Source organism: Vibrio sp. 2096 (assembly GCF_033339595.1).
GTDB lineage: Bacteria > Pseudomonadota > Gammaproteobacteria > Enterobacterales > Vibrionaceae > Vibrio > Vibrio alginolyticus.
This window is the reverse complement of record NZ_JAWOUX010000102.1, coordinates 1-1078: the sequence shown is the minus strand read 5'-3', so window position 1 is coordinate 1078 and position 1078 is coordinate 1. Positions and strand designations below refer to the sequence as shown.

At 45.5% G+C, this 1078-nt stretch carries 2 protein-coding genes; both read left to right on the top strand.

Annotation, left to right across the window (positions count from 1 at the left end; all coding sequences use genetic code 11):
• On the top strand, window positions 1-596 hold a 596-nt coding region (queE, locus tag R7Q41_RS24355), incomplete at its 5' end, for a 7-carboxy-7-deazaguanine synthase QueE (protein ID WP_318144749.1).
• Window positions 597-610: 14 nt separating this feature from the next.
• A partial coding sequence (queC, locus tag R7Q41_RS24350) for a 7-cyano-7-deazaguanine synthase QueC (RefSeq protein WP_318144748.1) occupies window positions 611-1078 on the top strand: 468 nt, incomplete at its 3' end.

Genomic DNA, 1078 nt, shown 5'->3' with positions numbered 1-1078 from the left:
TTCGCTTGCAAGAATGCCCAGTGGGGTGCAGTTGGTGTGATACAAAACAACCGTGGGATGCCGAAGAAAAGGATCTGCGTCCTATTGGTGATATTTTGGTGAAGATGGAAGATTCTCCGACTTGGTGCACGGCATCGGCTGAAGACATCGTAGAACAATACAAACAGCAAGGCTTCAATGCGAAGCATATTGTTATCACTGGTGGTGAACCGTGCATTTACGATTTGCGTCCGTTGAGCAAAGCGTTTGAAGATATGGGCTGTCAGTGCCAGATTGAAACCAGTGGGACATCAGAAGTCGTCACGTCTGAAAAAACGTGGGTGACAGTGTCACCAAAAGTGGCGATGAAAGGTAAATTGCCCGTACTGAGAAGTGCTTTGGAGCGTGCTAATGAAATCAAGCACCCAGTCGGTACGCAAAAAGACATCGATCATCTTGATGAACTACTTGCAAACGCTGATATAAAGACAGAAACGGTGATCGCTTTACAACCAATCAGCCAGAAGCCTCGAGCAACTCAGTTGTGTATCGAAACGTGCATCGCGCGCAATTGGCGTCTATCTATTCAAACTCATAAATACCTAAGTATTGCTTAAGCTCGGAGAGTAAAATGAAAAAAGCTGTTGTTGTTTTCAGTGGCGGGCAAGACTCGACAACCTGTCTCGTACAAGCCCTTAAAGAGTTTGATGAAGTGCATGCAATCACTTTTGATTATGGCCAACGTCATAAACTGGAGATCGAAGTTGCACAAAAGATCGCCAAAGACCTTGGTGTAAAAGCGCATAAAGTGATGGATGTCGGTTTACTGAATGAACTTGCTATCAGCTCTCTGACGCGTGATGACATCCCTGTTTCTCACGAATTACAAGAGAATGGCTTGCCGAACTCGTTTGTGCCTGGCCGTAATATTTTGTTCTTAACTCTTGCTGGCATTTACGCTTACCAAATCGGTGCCGATACGGTGATTACTGGCGTGTGTGAAACGGACTTTAGTGGCTACCCAGATTGCCGAGACGATTTTGTGAAATCAATGAACACGGCGCTGGTTAAAGGTATGGATCGAGCTCTGACGATCAAA